Source organism: Bacillus sp. TH13 (assembly GCF_016651175.1).
Taxonomy (GTDB): domain Bacteria; phylum Bacillota; class Bacilli; order Bacillales; family Bacillaceae_G; genus Bacillus_A; species Bacillus_A thuringiensis_S.
In genome coordinates this window covers 3,023,370-3,039,458 of the sequence record NZ_JAEKEJ010000025.1, presented here as the reverse complement: position 1 = coordinate 3,039,458, position 16,089 = coordinate 3,023,370, and the positions used below count along the sequence as shown (strand labels likewise).

The window sequence follows — 16,089 nt, the reverse complement described above, 5'->3', positions numbered from 1 at the left end:
CTATTAAAGAAGGGCTGTTTTCAATGCTTCCTCAAGCATTGTGTTGCAATCATTATATGTATTCATCACTGTACCAGATGGTTTATCAAGTTCTAAATAAGTACCATCAGATAAGTTTTTACAGAACCATGCTATATTTGAATCTCCAAGGAAAAGATACTCTTTTTGAAATTCATTTTCATACCAAATCTCATTGGTTTCTATAAGCCCGCAAATTGATTCGTCCCTTTCTGTATCCAACAAATAAGAGTCAACTCCATAAAGTACTTGCCCGTTAAAATCTAATCCATTTACAGTCTTAAGAAACTCCTCATATTCACTCGGGAGGTCAACATTAAAACTCTTTTTCATGCGTTCTCTTAATTTCTTAACTTCACTATCTGTTGCTGGTGTATTCAGTTTATCATTAAAATTTTTCTCTATTTTTTCAATTTCTAAAACCAGATTTTTCCACATATAAATTTCACCATTGCTTCAGCTTGAATCAGTTCAAAAATTTCTTTTTCATTTCCCTCATAATTGTTTAACATTCTTAGAATTTTTAAATCCTTTACATCCATGTCACTAACTCCTATCAATTATTTTAGGACTTTCTTTTACATGTTTGCTTCTGAATCCCATACCTCGATAAATTCAAAACCTTTTAAATCACTTTCTAACAATGTATTTCTAAATTCATCTGATACAAAAACGGAAGGAATATGTAATATTTCATTTAAGTAAACTTTAAATATTGTTTGGTTCTTAACCATATTAGGTAAGAATGCGTATTTTTTGAAATCTATTACTAAGCCAGAACGTAGTTTCTTTAGTATAGCTTTCTCATAGTCAATAGCATCTATTGCATTTAAAACGTTAATTATATAATACACTTCTCCCGTCACATCATGAATTAGGGGAAGAAATTCTACATTATCACCAAGTATAGACTCTAAAAATTTTTTAGCTTTCCCACTAACCATTGGTGTACCAACTTCTCCCCAAAAATGAGGCAAATCACTTTGATTTCCTTCTTCTACACATTTAATACGTATTTCTCCCCATGAATCAGATGCTTTTACTGCCGAGTCAATTTTTCCTTCAAAATACTTTTTAGAATCTTCTTCTAAGTTCAATAGTTGAAAGGATTCATAGTCATCAAATGAACTCTTTAATTCCCAAATTTTCATTTTTACTCTCCTTTGTTATTTTTCTATTATAAGATTACTCTTTCTTCGGTTTATTTAATTTTAATTCACCATTCAATAAACGTTCTCTTATATCATGTAAGGCGTCAACAGCATCTTCTTGAGTACCGCCCCGTTTCTTAACAAGACTTAATACTCTCTCTACTTCAAGTATATACTCTGAACTATGCTTCCCTATGTGTAAGACTTCAGTAGTCACGTATTTATTAACTTTATAAGGTAAAAATACTCCATTAGCCGCCGAATCATGGTCTATCCCAAATTCCTTTAATAATTTTTGTGCCTTTTCTGCCCTACTATCATTCCAAGGTGTTAGATGATGTGCTGCATTAGAATATGGGGGTGGTTCAATCCCTGCATCTTTTCCCCCATGCTCCAATCGTTTTTTCTGCGTTATGAATCCCTCCAAAACCAGGATGTAGTGGCAGCGGAACACCAACAGCTTGACCACCACCAATATGGTGATGGACTAATTTAGTTCCACGTAATCCGGTAAAATCATATTGTAGAAATTCCCCTCTAAATCATTAAGGATTTAGAGGGGAATTTCCTTATCACATAAGTAATATCATTTCTTATTAAATTTACTGTGTATCAGTTCAAAGAATTTATTTGCACCAAGTGAAATTGCGCCAATAATAAGAACACCAATAATAAAATAAATCTTTTTAAATAAGTTGTAAGGAGATAAAATAGCAACTACAAGAAGTATTATAATTGCAACGAATGTGACTAATTTCCCAACTTTAAATACTTGCATATCAGCTTTCCTCCTTCTGGATAAAAACAGCCAATATAGTCATACATCACAGGTTCTTTAACCATAAGTTTTTGTTTCCTTCCATAAATCACAATACTTAAAATTCAATAAACCCCTTTAAAAGGTTTCATGTGTTCTACCCCCATCTTCTATATGCTTCCTTAAATAATAGTACCTATGGAGTTCCATAATGAAATGAAACAAAATAAACGAAAGCATGGAGTATACACACATTAATACAATTGCTACCATCTTTTGTGTTGCAAAACCAAGACTGATATTAGCAATGAGTTGACCCAATCCTACAAAAGCCACTACTCCGAAACTAGAGTTTTTTTTCGATGATTTTGATTTTTTGATTGATTCCTGAAGTTTTTTAATATGATTTTTATAATAATAATACAAAGCAAAAATATACAAACCAACCGAAAAAATAAAATAGATAGGAGTTTGTAATCCTAACATTCCATATGCAAACTTTTGGGTTATAACTAATAATCCTACTGAACATACGATGCCAAATACCCCACGAAATAGAGTGTATTGTAATTGCCGCTTCCTAGGATTTATAACAATCCATATTGCCCATACATTTAAAAAAGCAACTGGTGGAACTATTATGTACATATATATCGGTTGAACAGGATTCGCAAAAGCAGGCAAAAGCACAAATATATCTGCTATCCCAATCACAAGAGTAATTATAGTCGATCTTATATCATTTACAGCATAAAGAGCCATATAATATTCAAAAGCTTTTTTATTAAAATCTGTATTTTTTTTCATGTTAATTAAACCACCCCGCTACTGTTGACCAAGCTTTTTTCGAACCCGTTTTCACCCTATCCTTAATACTATTATCTTCACCATCACCATCTAAATCAACATCCCATTTTACACCTTCTGTGAAATATTATTCCCTTCTCGAAAAGAAGATCAACCCATTAATAAAATCTAGGCTTATCAAAAATTTCAAAAAGCCAAAGATTTTGCTGGGATCGAATCTATTGGGACTCACACCATGTGCAAAACCTTCGGCTATTGGTTCTATAAACAAACAAAAGATTTCGCTATGTTGTAAGAAATACTCAATCATAGCACCTCATAAATTACACTTAAAATATATTGGTATCAATAAGGAAGAAAAAGATAATATCTGAGCTACATTTCAAATTTAAAAAATAAAAAGGGCATATCCCTTTCAGAATTGCCCTTTACCTTAAAAGTATATGTCAGCTTATTATTTATTTCTTTTCACAAAATGATGAATCCCTTCAAAGATTACTTCTTTTAAAGCTTCTGGATAATCCGAATAGCCTTCTTTTTCCATAATTATCTCCAACACTTCCCTTAAATTCCCATCAAGTATTATAGTAACTCCTGGCGTTAGTTCACCAGTTTCTTCATTTTTAAATGTTTCTTTTATCATAACTACTTTATTTTCTTCCATGACCTAATCCTCTCTAACTAAATAGTTTTTATTCTCATCTTCCCAATATCTATATTCATAGGGTACTTGTTCATCAAATCGCTGTAAATAACCTCTCCAGTTATTCGGAATATATTCTTCAAAAGATATTGATTCCGGATAATTAGAATAAAAAATTAAACGCTCAAAGTCTATTAGGAAACATGGATTATAATCATAATAGGCTTCTTCTCTATTAGTTCTTAGTTCCCTTAAAAATTCTAACCTAATATCTTCTGTAAATCTTTTATATTTTTCTATTCTTTCTAAAAAGTTAGCTATTGTAGTCTCATTTAAAATACTAATGCCTTTTCTTTCCTCTGGATATTCACTAGGAGAATATCCAGCTTGATTATAATCTAAATACCATAAATCCGATTCAGTTATATACCAATTGAGCTTATTTTTATATTTTACACCTACTATAATATTTTCGGCGTATAAAGGCTTAATCATTTAACACGCTCTCCTCTCTTACTTAATAAGTTTAGCATTCCGTCCGTATTCTACCAACCACCGACTAATGGGGTCAGGTAATTCGTATGCAACACCTTCAAATCCATATTTATCAAAAATACCCTTGTCAACAATCTTAGGAGCTGTTCTACCTTGGTTAAGTGGATTAGTTTTATAACCCTTCTGAGAAATCGCATTTTCTCTAATTAAACCATCTAAATACTGTGGTACATCAAATTCTACAATATATGAGTCTGCTCGTTTATTTTTGAAATATGTAGAGTGATCTTTTCCAGTAGATACATTTAAATTATGATCTGCCCTCCATTTACTATTTAAAGAGAGTGTACCATCATCATTAACTAAAATTAACTCTTTACTATCACCACCTTGAACCCTACGATAAGTAACGTTTTCTTCTCCTACACTAGTTCCGCTGACTTTCTTATTAACTTCACTTGTACCTTTAGCTGCATTTACTTTCTCAACAGGTACTTTTTTAGTTTTATTTACAACCTTAGTAGCGTCAGCAGTCATCTTTACACCCTTACCAACTTTCGAAATTTTTCCAATTGGGGTAAGACCAGCTACTACCATCCCACCAGCTAAAAATCGGTCCAAAGTAGACAGTTTTTCTCCAGATGATGGATCAACACCATCCCAAGCCCGACGAATATCATATTCACCACTTATTTCACCAGCTATATCCCTTGCTAGTTTTTTACCATCAAAACCTTTTTCTTCTGATTCCGATGAAAATCTACCATCAATTGCTCCTTCTTCAATTGTACCACTATTTAGAAGGTTATCAGTCTGACGATTTCTATCTTCTGTAATCTCCTGAATTGAAGTTGTCCATTCCATATTCAACCCTTGCGTACTAAATGTACCACTTGCAGGACTAAACCCTTTCCCACTTTGAACTTCCGCAAGACCTGCAGCAATACTAGCTGCTAATTGAAGGGCTGTACTATAATTATTACTAGAAGTCTGATTGAATTGATACAAATGATCCAGCTTTTCTTGCAGTTTTTTCCTCATCACAGTAAAAAGATTCGCCATAGCGTCCATACCTGGGATTGGCATAGCTTGACTGATGGCTTCCATACTTGCTTTCATTCGGTCAATTTCTCGAATTTGTTCTAATATTTCTTGTTCAATTACATCTGTGGAAGCGACTTGTGATTGAAATTGACTTGGAAAAGCATCGTTCTGGCGAATTAACTCTTCACACAGATAAATGATTCCTTGCGCTAAAGGACGAAAGGTTTGTACAAAAAATGATTTTGCACTGCTATACGTTTGCCCTTGTAACACAGTATCAATTGCAAAAGCATCAATCGAATGAATCGCTTGTTCCATACCTTGAATGGTCGCCGTACATACAGCATTCATGCTTTGAGTTTGGCTTTGTACTTCTCCGAAATACATATTTAAACTCATGCATTGACCTCCCTTGCTAATTTTTGTTGTTGATAGGAAAGGTCGTTTTCTAAATCACTAAGGTCTCGTCTTTCTTTAAGCAACGTTTCTTTTTTGTTTTCCAATTCAAATGTGACTTTTCTTTCAACATGTTGTGCATCTTGATATGTATTCATAAGAAACTGAGACATTTCTCTATCACCATGCCAAGTTCCTAAAATTCGATCAAACAAACGATGGCTTCGACCTCTCCATTCATAAAAATCCGCTTCCGCTTGTTCTTGAGCTTGAATCGCAGATTGATTTCGGTCTTGTTCTTCAAATACACTTCGTAACTTTTGATTTACTTGATTAATTTGTTTTTCAATATCTTGACTCATCTTTTTCCTCCTACTATTTTACTTTACGTAGGTTGTCACATTAGCGAAAAGTATTGTGGAGTTCGTTATCCATTCTCTCAAATTCATTAGATACCGAATGAATATTATCAACCGCTTGTTGAAAGGCAGCGGAAAATTGTTTCGTCAAGTCTAACATTTGTTGATTCGCTTCTTGTGCTTTGAAGTTAACAGATAGTGTTGTACGCGTCGCCTTTGTTATAGAACGATTTGTTGCACTTTGGATTATATTCGAAGCTGTTCTCATCTGCGTAGCAATTTGTTGTGCCGTTTGAAAATTACTTTGAAATTGTCCCATCACTCAAATCCTTTCTCTAATTTTCAGAACCTGCCAAAGAAATCCCAATAAATATATGAAAATTCCCTATCAATATCACTCTTTTTAAACGTGTGTCCAGCTAAGTTGGGCACGCAATCAAATGAGCCATACAATATAAGCTGTATGGCTCATTTGAAATACTTGTTATATAGAGTAAAACAATTTTTATTTCAAACCGAAATTACGTGATAATTCTTCATCATGAGAAGCAACAGCTTCTGCAGTTTTATTAAGCTGCATATTAATTTCTTGTAATAGCTGTGCAAAGTTTTGTACTTTTGGCTTTAATTGATTGAACTGTTGATCAAAACCTTCGAAAGCACGACCTTCCCATTCTCCTCTTAATTCATTTTGTAAGTTTTGTAGTTGACTTAAAATGTCCTCAATTTGATTTGCACCTTGTCCATATCGAGCCGCTTTCGATTTAAGCTCCTCTGGTGACATACGAATTTGTCCAGCCATTTTCATTTCCCCTTTAATACATAATGAGCAAAATATAAATTGGTTAATTTTACTAAATATATTATAAAGTATTATTTTGAACTTTAAAACATTTTATCTTTCTATTGAATATTAGAATATTAATATTCAACTTTTTCTTACTTTACAAGATTTTATGCAAAAAAGACCACCAAAAGGCAGTCCCTCAAAACTCAATCCCATCCCGCGCTCCACTACTTTCTCATACAAATAATTCGCAACGATAATATCTACTACAGCCAAACCAACTGATTTAAAAATAGTAATCTCTTCATCATTTTCGCGTCCGTTTTCCCCCGCTTAGGATTTGTCCAAGTTCGGCGTGGAGATTGCTAGTTTTATCGGAATTTGAAGATCACCTGTTTCTAGATTCTATTCAATTAAGCAATCCTACAAATGCCTCTTCTTCCTCATCTATAAAACCTACAAATATAATTTCTTCGATATCCTCATGATTAAATACAAATGTATACTCAGGATTAATATATCCTTCTGAATAAAAACAGCCAATATAGTCACACATCACAAGTTCTTTAATCCCAAGTTTTTGTTTTCTTCCATAGTTATTTATGTGAATTCAGCTCGTTTTTTTGTTTTGGGTGAAAAAAATTTTTAACTTGATGGCAATGTGGTGCTGCCCCTATTAGGCAAATTCGACAAAGAAAAGACACCCAAAGGTGCCTTCCTCCGACTTGAACCATCTTAATTTTATTGTGTTGTTATTATATAAGAAAAGAAGACATCGCTTAAGATGTCTTCTTTTACTTGTACACTTGGTGTTAAGAAGGTATTTATTGCTTAAAAACCATAAAAAAATATAACAATCATCGAGTAAACCTATTATAGCATCAATAAATAGAGTTTTTATATGAGTTTTTACATATATATAGATTTTTTTATGTTTTATCTATATAGTTAAATTGTCTGTTTCTTGTTTTAATTCGTTTGTTTATTTTGAGTGCTCCAGCAATGGAGCCTTTTTTTATGCAATAAAATATTTTCTTAGCATTACTTAGTTGATCTATATTAACTTTACCCTCTTAAATTATATCTATATTTTACCAAATAATTATATAGATAACCAGTTTTTTCTAATAATTTAGTGGGTTGATAATTTTAATGTTAGTTGTTAATACTTATAGGAAAATTCATCATGCAATGAAAATTGAGAAATCAAGAATTATAAAAAACTTATAGTATCTTTTGGAAGATTATATTTATAATTTGCATATTAATATGTTATAATTTAATTTCTAAAACTACCAAAAAAGGACTGCAAGTAATGGTGGTCTTTTTTATATTGGTGAGATTGTACTAGTATAATAAAATAGGATTAACTGTTTATTGTGAGTTTGATTGGTTATCCCTTCTTTCCATTTGGAAGGAAAGGGGGTAATATACCTATGGAGTTTTTGTTTGAGCTTCTAAAAGAATTTGTGAAAGCCATTGTACGTGAAGTGTCTGCGTATGTTTTTAGGAAACAAATTTTAGAAAAAGATAACAAAAAACCCACCCTTTTGCTTCCTCGTCGCCGTCGGAAGCAAAAGGGTGGGTTTCGTAAAAAATAAATGATCACGTTATATCCCTAATTGATTGTAAATTGATTTGAATACGTGAATTCACCACGATATTTAATTGCAGCGACATAAGTACCGCTTGTATAGCTATCTGTGATAGGGGTTTGCCAAATTTCTGTTCCAGGAATAAATTCTGGTTCTATTGTTTGGAATCGTTCTAGGGTACCATTTGTGTGGATTTTAAAAATTTTCATTTGCGCACCAAAATGTTCTCTACCAAAGTGCTGTGTTAAGTAAAATGTATCACCAGTTATTAAATTCCCAATCTTCCAATCTGGTTGATATGTACTTTCCTCTGAATTTTGTAAATCCACAATGGTTTTAAATCCCCAATCATCATTAAGTGGATCTGAGTAAGCTGCAGCTGCTTGTGAGGTAGGTTTACTCATTTCTATTGCAGTAAAACCGCTAAAAGTTAACGCCCCAATTAATGCTAATTTTCCTAACTTCATTATTGTTTCCCCCTATTAATTTTTATAATTTTCAAAACCGGAAATCATACACACATAATAATATAATCAACTGTATAATATTTCAAATAATTTCTGAAAAAAGTTATAAATACAAAAGAAAGATACCCTAAGGTGCCTTTTACGCTGTAACAAATTTAAATACATAGTACATAAAAAATAACAAAGATAGACTTGCTAATCTGCCAGCAGTTGATTCTTTCATAAATTTCATAAGTATCACTTTGACAATCAATGCTAAAAATAACGGTATAAACAGTACCATAGCAAGTTTGATAGCTAAGTCGTTTATAGTTGGATTAAACGCTTCAAAGTTAATAATGATATTCACTTATCCATCTTTTTATCTATTTATATTTATAATTAGATTTATATTGTTTTGACTAATATAGAGACGTTAATTTGAGAACCATTTATTTTTGGATTATAAGAGTACTCTCACATTTACGACAAGCGATCTTCTCTTCTTCAAAAATGAATAGATTCTCAGCATCACATTCTGGGCATACAACTGCAAATGGTGTTTTTATATTTTTATAGCATAGGAAAGAAAAGAATGCCATGATTAGAGCAGGTATAATAAGCATCATAATTAAGAATAGGCCCGCAAAAACGCCTGCAACTATGGAAAGTGGTTTCATTAGTTTTCTACCCACGGAGTTTACTTGATTATCCTTCTTACGAAAAGCAGTAACAATGTAAGTTTTGGTTTCTCTTAACGGCTCAAATGCATTTACCGTATTGTAATCTTGTTCATTCATAGTGGGATAGGAAGTGTTTGGTCCTTGATACCCTCGTTGTATATAATAGTTGTTTGACTCAGCTATTCGTGGTTTATACGAGATTCCAGTTCCAGGTATATAAGTTGTCGTTCTTGATTCAGGTGGAATGGAGTTCCCTCCCGTACCTGTGTATGTAAAGTTAATTTTCATACCCGGAGAAAACTGGATAATTCTACGAAATTTATAACCCATAATATTGTATCCTCTCTATCTAATTAATAGAATTCTTTGCTAATTACAACAAATTTACAGTTTCAAAATTAATATATTTAGTTATAATATATTAATTTAATATAAATATTTAAATTTAATAATTCAAGGCGTTTTATGAGTCCTTTTCTATAAAGAAAAGCCACCCACAGGTGCCTTCCTCCGACTTAAACCCTCTTAATTTTAATAATATGTATTGGACGCCAATCCAAATAGTATTTTACTACGTTAAGTTGTTTTGTTACTTGCTACACATATTTACTTTTTCTTGATACTTAATAATATGCTCTTTTGTTGCTGGATTCTGTTCGCCATTTTTTAATTGTTCAAGAACATTTTCCGCTTCATCACAACTCATTTTTTCTCGTTCTTTATCCTCAAATGATTGAGCTCTCCTTTTTGCATACTCTAAACTTTCTTGTTTCTCACGTGCTTCTTTCTCTGTCTTCTTTTGATTTACTTCTCTTTGTTTTTGCACTTGCGCTTCTTGCTGTTTATGGACTTGTTCCCGCTTTTGACGTTGTTGTTCTTGCTTCGCTTTTTCTTCAGCCTGTCGTTGTGCTTCAGCTTCTTGACGTTGCTGCTCTTCTTGCTTTGCTTTTTCTTCAGCCTGTCGTTGGGCCTCAGCTTCTTGACGTTGCTGCTCTTCTTGCTTTGCTTTTTCTTCTTCAGCCTGTCGTTGGGCCTTAGCTTCTTGACGTTGCTGCTCTTCTTGTTTTTCTTTTTCTTCGGCTTTCTGATCCTTATCAGCTTCTTTTTGTGATTTTTCTTCAACTTTAGAGTCATTAGAAGTACTTACTACTTTGTTAGTTGAGCATGCTGCTAATCCCATAATTAAAACGCAACTTGTGAGTGCGGTTAATAGTTTATTGTTCATAATATGTATCCCCCAGTATCTAAAATATAAGATTGCCTGAACTATCATAACAAACTATTAATCTGTATATTGTCATATTATGTCGAACACCAATAGAAAAGACACCAAAAGGTGCCTTTCTCCGACTTGAACCACTTTATTTTTAATAATATGTATTGGACTCCCATCCGAATATTGTTTTAACGTATTTATCCATATTTTGTTTGCGAAAAAATGAAAAGCATAATATCTTATTACTGCTTGTTCATAGCCTTTATCTGTTCTTCATAAACATATTTAGTAGTCATGAAGTCATTAGGGAAGTCATTGATCACTTTCTTCATAACATTTAGTTCTTCCTTAGATTTGAGTTCAATACCATTTATATAATCAAACGCCTTAGATTGTTCATCTGCTACGTAATTCTGTGTCATGTAATCATCTGGGAAGTCTTTCTTTGCTTTTTCTTTGACGGCATTCATAGCAGCTGTTTTATGGTAGCGATACATACAGCATTCATGCTTTGAGTTTGGTTTTGTACTTCTCCCAAATACATATTTAAACTCATGAATTGCCCTTCCTTCTTTATACAGTATTTTATAAGAAATTTATACCATGTTAAATTCCCAACTGTGCCAAATATTTTAATTTACTAAACACAATGAATTAATGAATTTCTTCTTTTAAAATAAAATTGTTAAACAAATGTTGAGAAATATCAAAATTTAATTTCCATTATATTCTATTCTTGCTATTATTTAATGTAAGACTATTCAGAAAAAGAAGGGATTATATGCGTGTTCCAGTGAAGGGGAATGAACAGATTTCAAAATTATTTAATGACTGGTATCAAGCTATACTACAACATCAAAATGTACAAGCAACAAACTTAAAACAAGAAGTTGAAGATAAGCTTTCCAGTATAAAAGAAGATAAAAATTTATTATTATACTATTCATTATTAGACTTTAGATATAAAGTACTAACCGATGGACTTAACATTACAAAAGATAGCTTTAATGAAATTAACTCCTTTGATATACCTGATAGTAGTTTTTTATCCTATTATTATCACTTCTTCCAAGCTATTCACAGCACAATTCTTGCAGATTATAATGAAGCAAAAGAATATTTTGAGAAGGCGAAAAAACTTTTAATGTACGCAATGGATGAAGTAGAAGAAGCTGAATTTAATTACCGTTTAGCTTCATTTTATTATCAAATCTATAAACCGCTTTTAGCTATTGATTACATACGAATAGCTAAAGATATTTTCTCTAAACACACAGACTATAAAATTAATGTAGCATTATGTGACAATGTTTTTGGATTAGCTTGTATAGATTTAAGGCAATTTGAACAAGCCGAAGAAAGTTTTAACACTGCCATAGATATTCTAAAAAGTAAAAATGAAAGAACATTGTTACTACGTGTTAGAAATAACATCGGACTATTATATGCAAATCAAAATCTATCCTCTTTAGCAATTCGTCACTTATCAGAGGTTACAGAAAATATACCAAATCACTTTAAAGCCCTATATTTACAAGCAGATGAAAATTTAAAATTAGGCGAAACCGCAGTAGCATCTCAACTCATCGAAAAAGGCTTAAACATTTGCAATGAATTAGCAAAGAAAGAATATCAATATCGCTTTAAGATCTTAGAAAAATTGAACAACACATCTAACACTACAGAATTAGAAGCTGTTGTATTAGCAGGAGTTTCATACTTTAAAAAGAAGAGTTATGGGATTGCATTGAAGAATATGCAGAACGATTGGCGAATAAATTTTATGCAGAGGAACATCATGCGAAGGCTAGTAAATATTTTTATATGAGTAATGAAGCAAAGAAAAAACTATTAGCTAAAGGGGCGTTAAAGTAATGAAAAAGTTTGGATTAACAATAGCAGGTTTAACGTTAGCTGGAATTATGACTTTTGGTATAAGTAACAACTTAGAATTTTCGGCATTAAACAAAGGTGACACACCTGCACCACAAAGACCTGATTTAGCATTTAGTGATGGGCATATTGGTACTTCTCCAGAATATACACATGGAGAAGGGTGGTCTTCATCTTACACACACGGGGAGCCTTGGGGTATAGCTGATGGTAATACTGGTGCACCTGCTTACGACCACGGAAGATCGCCTGCGCCAAAAGCTTAATTGTTTCATAAAGAAAGTCATACTACTTGTATGGCTTTTTCTTTATTTTAGTTACTTAAGCCCTACATTTTTATCTGATTTGCTTTTGCTGGTGTAGAAGAGGGAAAAGATATAGAAGCATAAAGTGAAACTTTAATCAGCCCTCACCAATTGGGCTTTTACGGGCAGCCCGCCCCCCTAACTTCTTTACTTTCGCTGAATTTTGAGGTGGGGATCTTACTGCCCGTTAATGCGGGATAAAAGAAAATCACCTGAAATGATGTGTACTCGAATAGTAGTACATAAAAAAATACAAATAACAATAAATTAAATCTCTTTAAAACAAAAAGGAGATGTCCCAGGCATGATACTAGGACATCTCCTTTACTTATCTAAATTTCTAAATTCTACAAAGCACTATCAATTAAACAATTATTAAATATATCTTCTATCTAAAACATCGTATTATCATTAGCTGCTTCACTTGGAATCTCTTGAATTACATCCCAGTGTTCGACAATCTTTCCATCCTTGATACGAAATATATCCACTATAGCAACTCCCTTATCTTGAGAATTAGTACGAGAATGTACATGAAGAGCAACTGTATCCCCTTCAGCTACTACACGTTTAATCTCTGCAGAGGAATTAGGATTTTTAACAAAATCCTCCTTAAAGAAATCCATGAAGGCTTTTCGTCCATCAGCAACAAAAGGATTATGTTGCTTATAATCTTCGCTAACATATTTAGGGATAATATCTATATTATGTTTGTTAAAAACTTCATTATAGAAATCAACTACCATCTTTTTATTCTTTTCATTTTCTTTCACTTCTTTTGATACAGAAGCAACATTCTCGCTCTTTATTGAGTTCCCTTTGTTATTACCGGTGGAAGCTTGATATACCAAAGTCGAAACTACTCCTAAAATAAATACAGAAATAATTGTTATGATTAAATTTTTCTCTAATTTCATATATCTCTACCTCTTCTACTTAAATAAGTTTTCTTCTATAAAAAGCTTGAAGAAGGAGAAACCTTCCCCAAAATGTAATGTCAGGGGTAATGTTAGGAATTTCATTTATCCTAACCTCCCCCTATACAAGGCATATCAGAAACGATTAACTCTAACTCAATACCTCATTAACAGTTGCACTGTCCACAATTTGAATAAACTTCTTAACCTTATCGTTCTCATCAAACTCATAAAGGTGACAAAAATCTGCTATGAACGATTTCCCTGTAGCTTTATATGTTCCACTATATTTTCCATAAACGATAACAGTATTGTTATTAAAAGTATAAACTTCATCTTTAGCGCTATAGTCATCCCATTCCGTGCCAAGACGTTCATGTACGTTTTTCACTACTTCATCTGGACCTATATAAGTACCTGCATATGGAAACCCAGCAGCTTCTGTCCAAGATACATTTTCACTTAAATACGTTTTGAACGCATCCAATTTCCCTTCGCCAGTTAACACATACGTTTCATGTAATAGTTTTTGATATTTATTCATATCATTAACCCCAAGGCATTTCTTTTGTTACAACTTTTGCGCTTAATTCTAATACACCTTTATTTGCATAGCCCGGATATGCTGCTTCAAGTTTCGCCACAAAATCTTTTGAAGTTCCACTTTCCTCAGAAGCTTGAACCGCAGTTCTTAGATAATCCATTGTCGCAGTAAGTGCTTGATTATTTAAGGATTTTTCGATTGATCCATGGCTAGGTACAATTATGTCAGCATGTAATGCTTGTAACACTTTCAAGTTCTCAATCCACGCCTCCATCGCCGCTTTTGAGCTAGTATCCGCTAAGAATACATGTATTTCGTTAAATACATCAATACCACCAATTAATACTTTCAGCTCTTTATTAAATAAGCTAGTTCTGTAATGATCTAAGCCTACTAGTTCAAATGTTAACCCCTGAAAATCAATTGTTTTTTCTTTAAACACTTGAGGTAATACCACGTTACTTGGTGCATTTTCTCCAAGGGCGTCTTTCCAAACTTTTAATTTCCCTAAGACAGAATGAACGATATGTTCAACAGTAGACTCTGTAGCATACGCTATAGCTTCTGGGTAAACGGCTTTAATGCTCTCTAATCCAAAGTAGTAGTCTGGATCCCCATGAATAATAAAGATTTTATCTAGAGATAAGTTGTTTTTTTTCAAATACTCTACAATTTCTTTCGAATCAGACTGCGTAAATTTTGAGTTTATTAAAAATGCATGTCCTGCTTTCTCAACTAATGTTGCTGTGACCATAAAGCTTTTTTCGTCCGAACTAAACACCGTTAATTTCACATCTTTTTGATTTGTATCGATTGTTTTAAACATAGTATGTTATTCTCCTTTTGTTAAAGTTATTAACTAATTATCATATTTTTATCTTGCTCCGATAAAATCTCCCACTCCCATTCATCTGAAAGTGTAATAGTATACCAGCGAATATTCCGGAGATGAATGTCAGGTGGCCTAAGATAACATGTTTGCTACTATATCCTAAATTTTCTTAATATAAATTTTTAAAACGCGCTTCAATTTTATCCGGCGTCATTACGCCACCACCAATAGGAATAATTTGATTATCCTTTTGTAAAAGTAAGGAAGGATAGCTATTAACACCAAGCTGTCGAACTTTATTGAAATCATTTTGGACATCTATTATTGTTTCTTGAGCGTTTAAACGTTCTAATACTTGTTCAGGGTCCAAACCATGCTCGATTGCAATCTTGCGATATGTTTCTGGATCACTCAGACTTTGGCCCTCATAATAAAACGCTTTTTGCATAGCCGAAGTGAATTCTAATAAACGGTCTGGCGCTAATGAGCGTAAAGCTGAAAAACCAATTGCAGCATCTTTCGAATTCATTTTAAAAGTCCCTTCCTCCACCAATTTTTGATAGGAAGGACCAAATTCAGCACCTGTAAGTTGATTAATTCTTTTATTTCCCTCTTCTATATATGAGAAGTTTTTCATTGGTAAATTATCTAAAAATAACCCTCCACATAAAACTGTTAACGGCATTTCAGTGTTTTTTTTGTAAAACCCTTTAATACTTTCTGAAAAGCCATAGCACCATCCACAATAAGCGTCCCATACGTAAATAAGGTTATCTTGTTTCGTCTCCATGTAAATCTCCTACCTTTATTTTTATTATCCAGCTCAACTAAATTTTTGATTTATATAAGTACATCTTTTTATACCTTGTTCTTTTTTAGATACCTTACTATATTTCCCCAAAACTAATATTTCCAAAGAAAGATCCACCAAGGTTTTTAACAAAAGATAACATTGCAACTTATTGCCCCGTAAAAGAAAATACTAAAGCTTAGAATATGCATTGATTTGAATGTGTTAGTAACTTTCTACACCGGGTGGCAACGTATGGACCACCATCCTTAATTAAATATATAAATCATATTTTTAGCAGATATTAGTTGTAACTAAATCGATTACATATTTATGTAACTATTTTAGTTACAACTAATATAGAAGTCAATTCTTTTTTTCGAAAACATTAAATTTCTACATTAATCTACA

At 32.6% G+C, this 16,089-nt stretch carries 22 protein-coding genes and 7 pseudogenes; 4 read left to right on the top strand and 25 right to left on the bottom strand.

What is annotated here, in order from left to right; translation table 11 throughout:
- Positions 1-3 precede the first annotated feature (3 nt).
- The 8 genes and pseudogenes from JFU02_RS24160 to JFU02_RS24130 all read right to left on the bottom strand — a co-directional run bounded on the left by JFU02_RS24160 (position 4) and on the right by JFU02_RS24130 (position 2,733).
- Positions 4-456 carry a YrhA family protein gene (locus JFU02_RS24160; protein WP_201071754.1) on the bottom strand — a complete coding sequence of 151 codons (453 nt, stop codon included), beginning with the start codon at positions 454-456 and terminating at the stop codon, positions 4-6.
- Complete coding sequence (locus JFU02_RS32510; protein ID WP_000382634.1) at positions 435-560, bottom strand: hypothetical protein; 126 nt, start codon at positions 558-560, stop codon at positions 435-437. The genes JFU02_RS24160 and JFU02_RS32510 overlap by 22 nt, the downstream gene beginning before the upstream one ends.
- Positions 561-596: 36 nt before the next feature.
- Positions 597-1,169: an imm11 family protein gene (locus JFU02_RS24155; RefSeq protein WP_000707082.1), complete on the bottom strand. Its 573-nt coding sequence runs from the start codon at positions 1,167-1,169 to the stop codon at positions 597-599.
- Between the two features lie 34 nt (positions 1,170-1,203).
- Entirely contained in the window at positions 1,204-1,566 is a 363-nt protein-coding gene (locus JFU02_RS24150; protein WP_000399811.1) for an AHH domain-containing protein, read from the bottom strand.
- Positions 1,535-1,648, bottom strand: a pseudogene (locus tag JFU02_RS32235) (hypothetical protein); the annotation flags it as partial. The pseudogene JFU02_RS32235 and the gene JFU02_RS24150, both read right to left, overlap by 32 nt.
- Before the next feature lie 107 nt (positions 1,649-1,755).
- Positions 1,756-1,947 (bottom strand): hypothetical protein, encoded by a 192-nt coding sequence (locus JFU02_RS24140; protein ID WP_061667974.1) that lies wholly within the window; start codon positions 1,945-1,947, stop codon positions 1,756-1,758.
- An 11-nt stretch (positions 1,948-1,958) separates the two neighbouring features.
- A pseudogene (locus tag JFU02_RS24135) lies at positions 1,959-2,051 on the bottom strand (DUF4176 domain-containing protein); the annotation flags it as partial.
- A gap of 13 nt (positions 2,052-2,064) precedes the next feature.
- A complete protein-coding gene (locus tag JFU02_RS24130) occupies positions 2,065-2,733 on the bottom strand; it encodes a hypothetical protein (protein WP_201071752.1) in 669 nt (222 codons plus the stop codon).
- A gap of 127 nt (positions 2,734-2,860) precedes the next feature.
- Here JFU02_RS24130 and JFU02_RS32230 point away from each other — a divergent pair.
- Positions 2,861-3,107: pseudogene (locus JFU02_RS32230) on the top strand (tyrosine-type recombinase/integrase); the annotation flags it as partial.
- 80 nt (positions 3,108-3,187) lie between these two features.
- On the opposite strand, the gene JFU02_RS24125 reads toward JFU02_RS32230, so the two are convergent.
- From JFU02_RS24125 to JFU02_RS24090, 8 genes and pseudogenes are all read right to left on the bottom strand, one after another.
- Positions 3,188-3,397, bottom strand: coding sequence for a hypothetical protein (locus tag JFU02_RS24125; protein WP_000392187.1), 210 nt, complete (start codon positions 3,395-3,397; stop codon positions 3,188-3,190).
- 3 nt (positions 3,398-3,400) lie between these two features.
- The gene (locus JFU02_RS24120; protein ID WP_000595046.1) at positions 3,401-3,871 is read right to left on the bottom strand and encodes a hypothetical protein; all 471 of its coding nucleotides are present in this window, start codon (positions 3,869-3,871) and stop codon (positions 3,401-3,403) included.
- A gap of 18 nt (positions 3,872-3,889) precedes the next feature.
- On the bottom strand, positions 3,890-5,314 hold the full coding sequence (locus JFU02_RS24115) for a pre-toxin TG domain-containing protein (protein WP_201071750.1): 1,425 nt from the start codon (positions 5,312-5,314) through the stop codon (positions 3,890-3,892).
- Complete coding sequence (locus JFU02_RS24110; RefSeq protein WP_201071747.1) at positions 5,311-5,673, bottom strand: DUF3958 family protein; 363 nt, start codon at positions 5,671-5,673, stop codon at positions 5,311-5,313. The genes JFU02_RS24115 and JFU02_RS24110 overlap by 4 nt, the downstream gene beginning before the upstream one ends.
- Positions 5,674-5,713: 40 nt before the next feature.
- Positions 5,714-5,989 carry a TIGR04197 family type VII secretion effector gene (locus JFU02_RS24105; RefSeq protein ID WP_201071745.1) on the bottom strand — a complete coding sequence of 92 codons (276 nt, stop codon included), beginning with the start codon at positions 5,987-5,989 and terminating at the stop codon, positions 5,714-5,716.
- Between the two features lie 186 nt (positions 5,990-6,175).
- Entirely contained in the window at positions 6,176-6,472 is a 297-nt protein-coding gene (locus tag JFU02_RS24100; protein WP_000918591.1) for a WXG100 family type VII secretion target, read from the bottom strand.
- Positions 6,473-6,598: 126 nt separating this feature from the next.
- Positions 6,599-6,769, bottom strand: a pseudogene (locus JFU02_RS32225) (hypothetical protein); the annotation flags it as partial.
- Positions 6,770-6,866: 97 nt separating this feature from the next.
- Positions 6,867-7,052 (bottom strand): annotated as a pseudogene (locus tag JFU02_RS24090) (DUF4176 domain-containing protein); the annotation flags it as partial.
- A gap of 841 nt (positions 7,053-7,893) precedes the next feature.
- Between JFU02_RS24090 and JFU02_RS24085 the strand changes: the two are divergent.
- On the top strand, positions 7,894-8,058 hold the full coding sequence (locus JFU02_RS24085) for a hypothetical protein (protein WP_000394761.1): 165 nt from the start codon (positions 7,894-7,896) through the stop codon (positions 8,056-8,058).
- A 17-nt stretch (positions 8,059-8,075) separates the two neighbouring features.
- Here JFU02_RS24085 and JFU02_RS24080 read toward each other — a convergent pair whose 3' ends face one another.
- The 5 genes and pseudogenes from JFU02_RS24080 to JFU02_RS24065 all read right to left on the bottom strand — a co-directional run.
- Entirely contained in the window at positions 8,076-8,519 is a 444-nt protein-coding gene (locus JFU02_RS24080) for a DUF5065 family protein (protein WP_000765890.1), read from the bottom strand.
- A 139-nt stretch (positions 8,520-8,658) separates the two neighbouring features.
- Positions 8,659-8,868, bottom strand: a complete 210-nt coding sequence (locus JFU02_RS32645) for a hypothetical protein (protein WP_001021327.1) — start codon at positions 8,866-8,868, stop codon at positions 8,659-8,661.
- A gap of 82 nt (positions 8,869-8,950) precedes the next feature.
- A complete protein-coding gene (locus tag JFU02_RS24075; RefSeq protein ID WP_000540749.1) occupies positions 8,951-9,511 on the bottom strand; it encodes a DUF4236 domain-containing protein in 561 nt (186 codons plus the stop codon).
- A gap of 259 nt (positions 9,512-9,770) precedes the next feature.
- Complete coding sequence (locus JFU02_RS24070; RefSeq protein WP_201071743.1) at positions 9,771-10,406, bottom strand: YgdI/YgdR family lipoprotein; 636 nt, start codon at positions 10,404-10,406, stop codon at positions 9,771-9,773.
- A 233-nt stretch (positions 10,407-10,639) separates the two neighbouring features.
- Positions 10,640-10,879: pseudogene (locus JFU02_RS24065) on the bottom strand (hypothetical protein); the annotation flags it as partial.
- A 299-nt stretch (positions 10,880-11,178) separates the two neighbouring features.
- On the opposite strand from JFU02_RS24065, the pseudogene JFU02_RS24060 reads away from it, so the two are divergent.
- Positions 11,179-12,272, top strand: a pseudogene (locus JFU02_RS24060) (response regulator aspartate phosphatase).
- Positions 12,272-12,556 (top strand): hypothetical protein, encoded by a 285-nt coding sequence (locus JFU02_RS24055; protein ID WP_000713394.1) that lies wholly within the window; start codon positions 12,272-12,274, stop codon positions 12,554-12,556. Before JFU02_RS24060 ends, JFU02_RS24055 begins: the two are co-directional and overlap by 1 nt.
- 431 nt (positions 12,557-12,987) lie before the next feature.
- On the opposite strand, the gene JFU02_RS24050 is transcribed toward JFU02_RS24055, so the two are convergent.
- The 4 genes from JFU02_RS24050 to JFU02_RS24035 all read right to left on the bottom strand — a co-directional run bounded on the left by JFU02_RS24050 (position 12,988) and on the right by JFU02_RS24035 (position 15,678).
- Positions 12,988-13,512 carry a nuclear transport factor 2 family protein gene (locus JFU02_RS24050; protein ID WP_000764192.1) on the bottom strand — a complete coding sequence of 175 codons (525 nt, stop codon included), beginning with the start codon at positions 13,510-13,512 and terminating at the stop codon, positions 12,988-12,990.
- Positions 13,513-13,663: 151 nt separating this feature from the next.
- Positions 13,664-14,056, bottom strand: coding sequence for a nuclear transport factor 2 family protein (locus JFU02_RS24045; protein WP_001046368.1), 393 nt, complete (start codon positions 14,054-14,056; stop codon positions 13,664-13,666).
- Between the two features lie 4 nt (positions 14,057-14,060).
- Positions 14,061-14,882 (bottom strand): MBL fold metallo-hydrolase, encoded by an 822-nt coding sequence (locus JFU02_RS24040; RefSeq protein WP_098285854.1) that lies wholly within the window; start codon positions 14,880-14,882, stop codon positions 14,061-14,063.
- A gap of 175 nt (positions 14,883-15,057) precedes the next feature.
- Positions 15,058-15,678, bottom strand: a complete 621-nt coding sequence (locus tag JFU02_RS24035; RefSeq protein WP_201071741.1) for a DsbA family protein — start codon at positions 15,676-15,678, stop codon at positions 15,058-15,060.
- Between the last annotated feature and the right edge of the window lie 411 nt (positions 15,679-16,089).

Excerpts from the sequence above, each read along its gene's own strand:
- JFU02_RS24125 (WP_000392187.1), bottom strand. The coding sequence starts at position 3,397 with ATGGAAGAAAATAAAGTAGTTATGATAAAAGAAACATTTAAAAATGAA.
- JFU02_RS24075 (WP_000540749.1), bottom strand. The coding sequence starts at position 9,511 with ATGGGTTATAAATTTCGTAGAATTATCCAGTTTTCTCCGGGTATGAAA.
- JFU02_RS24035 (WP_201071741.1), bottom strand. The coding sequence starts at position 15,678 with ATGGAGACGAAACAAGATAACCTTATTTACGTATGGGACGCTTATTGT.
- JFU02_RS24155 (WP_000707082.1), bottom strand. The coding sequence starts at position 1,169 with ATGAAAATTTGGGAATTAAAGAGTTCATTTGATGACTATGAATCCTTT.
- JFU02_RS24055 (WP_000713394.1), top strand. The coding sequence starts at position 12,272 with ATGAAAAAGTTTGGATTAACAATAGCAGGTTTAACGTTAGCTGGAATT.
- JFU02_RS24050 (WP_000764192.1), bottom strand. The coding sequence starts at position 13,512 with ATGAAATTAGAGAAAAATTTAATCATAACAATTATTTCTGTATTTATT.
- JFU02_RS24105 (WP_201071745.1), bottom strand. The coding sequence starts at position 5,989 with ATGGGACAATTTCAAAGTAATTTTCAAACGGCACAACAAATTGCTACG.
- JFU02_RS24045 (WP_001046368.1), bottom strand. The coding sequence starts at position 14,056 with ATGAATAAATATCAAAAACTATTACATGAAACGTATGTGTTAACTGGC.
- JFU02_RS24130 (WP_201071752.1), bottom strand. The coding sequence starts at position 2,733 with ATGAAAAAAAATACAGATTTTAATAAAAAAGCTTTTGAATATTATATG.
- JFU02_RS24115 (WP_201071750.1), bottom strand. The coding sequence starts at position 5,314 with ATGAGTTTAAATATGTATTTCGGAGAAGTACAAAGCCAAACTCAAAGC.
- JFU02_RS24100 (WP_000918591.1), bottom strand. The coding sequence starts at position 6,472 with ATGGCTGGACAAATTCGTATGTCACCAGAGGAGCTTAAATCGAAAGCG.
- JFU02_RS32510 (WP_000382634.1), bottom strand. The coding sequence starts at position 560 with ATGGATGTAAAGGATTTAAAAATTCTAAGAATGTTAAACAATTATGAG.
- JFU02_RS24120 (WP_000595046.1), bottom strand. The coding sequence starts at position 3,871 with ATGATTAAGCCTTTATACGCCGAAAATATTATAGTAGGTGTAAAATAT.
- JFU02_RS24085 (WP_000394761.1), top strand. The coding sequence starts at position 7,894 with ATGGAGTTTTTGTTTGAGCTTCTAAAAGAATTTGTGAAAGCCATTGTA.
- JFU02_RS24040 (WP_098285854.1), bottom strand. The coding sequence starts at position 14,882 with ATGTTTAAAACAATCGATACAAATCAAAAAGATGTGAAATTAACGGTG.
- JFU02_RS24140 (WP_061667974.1), bottom strand. The coding sequence starts at position 1,947 with ATGCAAGTATTTAAAGTTGGGAAATTAGTCACATTCGTTGCAATTATA.
- JFU02_RS24070 (WP_201071743.1), bottom strand. The coding sequence starts at position 10,406 with ATGAACAATAAACTATTAACCGCACTCACAAGTTGCGTTTTAATTATG.
- JFU02_RS24080 (WP_000765890.1), bottom strand. The coding sequence starts at position 8,519 with ATGAAGTTAGGAAAATTAGCATTAATTGGGGCGTTAACTTTTAGCGGT.
- JFU02_RS24160 (WP_201071754.1), bottom strand. The coding sequence starts at position 456 with ATGTGGAAAAATCTGGTTTTAGAAATTGAAAAAATAGAGAAAAATTTT.
- JFU02_RS24110 (WP_201071747.1), bottom strand. The coding sequence starts at position 5,673 with ATGAGTCAAGATATTGAAAAACAAATTAATCAAGTAAATCAAAAGTTA.